4 protein-coding genes are annotated in these 3078 nt (G+C 48.8%); 1 reads left to right on the top strand and 3 read right to left on the bottom strand.

What is annotated here, in order from left to right; translation table 11 throughout:
* Positions 1-187 precede the first annotated feature (187 nt).
* Together B5F88_RS18830 and B5F88_RS18825 are read right to left on the bottom strand one after the other, a co-directional pair.
* A complete protein-coding gene (locus B5F88_RS18830; RefSeq protein WP_087936969.1) occupies positions 188-1213 on the bottom strand; it encodes a site-specific integrase in 1026 nt (341 codons plus the stop codon).
* Positions 1191-2123 (bottom strand): DUF932 domain-containing protein, encoded by a 933-nt coding sequence (locus tag B5F88_RS18825; RefSeq protein ID WP_087936968.1) that lies wholly within the window; start codon positions 2121-2123, stop codon positions 1191-1193. The genes B5F88_RS18830 and B5F88_RS18825 overlap by 23 nt, the downstream gene beginning before the upstream one ends.
* Positions 2124-2385: 262 nt before the next feature.
* Here B5F88_RS18825 and B5F88_RS18820 point away from each other — a divergent pair, with 262 nt between their 5' ends.
* On the top strand, positions 2386-2559 hold the full coding sequence (locus tag B5F88_RS18820; protein ID WP_087936967.1) for a helix-turn-helix domain-containing protein: 174 nt from the start codon (positions 2386-2388) through the stop codon (positions 2557-2559).
* Between the two features lie 46 nt (positions 2560-2605).
* Here B5F88_RS18820 and B5F88_RS20905 read toward each other — a convergent pair whose 3' ends face one another.
* The gene (locus B5F88_RS20905; RefSeq protein ID WP_162612250.1) at positions 2606-2767 is read right to left on the bottom strand and encodes a hypothetical protein; all 162 of its coding nucleotides are present in this window, start codon (positions 2765-2767) and stop codon (positions 2606-2608) included.
* Between the last annotated feature and the right edge of the window lie 311 nt (positions 2768-3078).

The raw sequence follows: 3078 nt of genomic DNA, 5'->3' as shown, positions 1-3078 counted from the left end.
GGTGGTCTATGATGACTATATTCTCGTGACCTTCAACTACAAGGAGGGTGCGGAGCGGATCACCTTTGAACAGATTGAACGTTCGGATTTATCATCTCTCGGGGGACCACGAAAAATCCCTAGAGCCGCAATGGTTCTAGGGATTTTTCATACCCTTTTTTGCCGAGTTTTCCCTTTTGTTTTCCCTTTACAGCCCAGATACCCCCTTGATAAACGTCTCCAGCCGCTTTGCGCTGGCTTCCTTCATCTCCTGGGTGACGTGCCCATACACATCAAGCGTAAATGTCGCTGTGGCGTGCCCTAAGTTTGACTGCACGGTTTTCAGATCGTCCCCCGCTTGAATAGACGCAACCGCAAAACTATGCCTCAGATCGTGCAGCCTCGCATCGGGAAGTCCGATTGCGGCAACAATCCGTTTATAGTTGTGGTAAAGTGTGTGGGGCGATAGATGCTCTCCAACCCCATTACAGAATACGTAATTACCGTCCTGCCACAAGGAGCCGGCTTTCAACCTGTCCATGCTTTGCTGGGCTTTGTGCTTTTTCAGAAGTGTCACAACAGTAGCCGCAACAGCAATCGTTCTGCTCCTACTGCTTTTCGTGGAAACAAGTCGGAAGGCTCCCGGCTGTCCGGGGATATTTTGAAGCTGCTTATTTACCAGAATCGTGCCCTTTTCCAGATTTACGCAGTCCCAGGTCAATCCACACGCCTCCCCTCTCCGAAGACCGGTAAACAGCATGGTCAGATAGATCGCCTCAAATTGATGTCCCTGAACCGCTTTGATAAATGCCGCCATTGCCTCGCTGTCCAGGGGTTTGATTTCTTTACGTTCAATCCGTGGCAGCTCACACGCATCCGCAGGATTGAAGCGCAGGTAACCGATCTTCACCGCCTGCTGCAACGCTTTATGAAGTACACCGTGAACATTCTTCACAGTCTTTGCGGATAGGCCGGGCTTATCGCCATCTGACTTCCCTAACCCATTATAAAATCCCTGGATGGCGTGTGCGGTCAATGCCTCCAGTTTGATTGCTCCCATAGCCGGTTTAATATGGTTCTTAATATGCTGGGAATAGTTGAGTACCGTCATAGGCTTTACTCCGCCTATCACAGTGTTTTTCCAAAGATACACCTCCAAAGCATAGAAAATGCCGGGAGGTGTATTCCTCCCGGCACAAGTCGATTGTTTGTTATGCCGCCATGACCAGCTCATAGGCTTTGTCGATCAGCGGATTGCCCTCCATGGTCTTGGCAAACAGATTTTCACGATAGCTGTCGGTCTCCCGCAGAGGCTTGGCGTGGGTGGCAAAGTCGCTGACCGCATTGAGGAAGCGATAAGCGTTCTTCCCCACATGGCGCAGATCGGGCGCTTCAAAATAGCGCAGCTTCATATCCTCCCGGATGCGGGTGATATTCTTGCGGTGAGTTTCCGTGGGCTGCTCATCCATCGGCAGAAGCAACTCAATATACTCTTTCACCTTCTGGTCGGACAGCTTGATTTTGGACAGCCTGGAAAACTCCATTCCCAGCCGCCCCATGTACTTCTCTGCCAGCAGCAGGGTGTTGTGGGCCTCCTCCATCTTGGCGGCAGGATCTCCCACATGGACGGTAGACCATACCCGTTTGGCCGTGGACAGGGCAATGTTCAGCGTATTCTGGCAGACCACACGGATCGGCGTCATGGCCACCTTGATCGAGCCGCTGCCATCATGGGAGCTGCTGAAGACCAGGTAGGGTTCAATCTGGTCGCCCTCGATGATGTACTTGTCGGGGAGCTTGGCCAGTAGCCAGATTTTCCGGCCGTTTTGCAGGGAACCGGCAGTCTCATACTTCACGCCCTCGCCCAGCAGAGCATCCGTAAAGGCGAAAGCCTCGGCATTCTGCACCACCCGGTAGCGGTCTGTGACCACGCCCAGAACCCGGTCGTCCGTATCCCGGATGTTGGCCTTATAGCCAGGGATCAGATTGCCGGAAGTAGTCATAATGGGTCGCTGGATCACATTCCAGTTCAGACCGGACATCTCCAGGGCATCTTCGGAATTGAGGGCAGATTCCACACGGACACCAAGCCCGTGCCAGGGGGCTTCCCGGACATAGAACATAGTTTCCACATTTGCGGACATATTATTTTCCTCCTTCCAGTCGAGCCGCCAGCCAGATAATGAACTTCGTGGCACCCTTACCAATCAGCGTCAAAATAACTTTCATTTATAAAACCTCCCGCACATTAAGATATTGGTATAATATCTAAAACAGTTTTTCAACTATCCGCTTTTTATGAACCTTGGAGCATATAAAAACACAAGTATTTCAAAACCAATGAACACTGAAATAAACAGATGTAAACCATTTCAAACCAAATTTTGAATTGCAGGAGGATAAAATATGTTTGACCGTGTACCGGAAATCATGACCTTTAATGAGTGTAAATCTCTTTTGAAAATAGGAAAAAATACACTGCTTGATCTCCTTCACAATGGAGAAATCGAGGCGTTCAGAATCGGGAATCGGTGGAAAATTCCAAAAAAATCTGTGCTTGATTACATTAGGTATCTATAACAAAAGAAGATAGGGATTGTGCACAAGAGAGCAATCCCTATCCTTTTCAAGCAGCATTTTCTGATACCATCTGGGCGTTGGGGAAGTCCTGGCGGTAGGCTCTCCACTCTCTGTATTCGGGAGTGCCAAAGATACGGGCCTGCTTCTCGAAAGCCTTGGTGACCTGGGCGTGGGTGTCGTCGATGTAGATGATAGCGTTCTTTTTCATGGTGGTAATCTCCTTTTTCATTTTATTTTTTGTTTTGAGGGGCTTTGTTTTTTCTTGTTCTCTGTCCCTCTTTGTGCTTTAAGTATAGCACCGGCCAAAGAAAAACCTGTACTTTAATCAGCACATGTTGTATAATAGAAACAAGAAAAAAGCAGCCGGAAAACGGCTGCAAAACGAAGGAGGGACGGTGAAAAATCCATCGGCGGCGGGGATTTTTTGCTCTGGCAGCTCAAAAAATCGGTGAAAGTCAAGGAAAACACTTCAAAACTTCTTGATTTTTGTCCCGGCAAAGCAAAAACTTCTCAAAAGTT

It is taken from the genome of Flavonifractor sp. An306 (assembly GCF_002159455.1).
Lineage (GTDB): Bacteria > Bacillota > Clostridia > Oscillospirales > Oscillospiraceae > Flavonifractor.
This window is presented reverse-complemented; position numbering and strand designations above follow the sequence as displayed.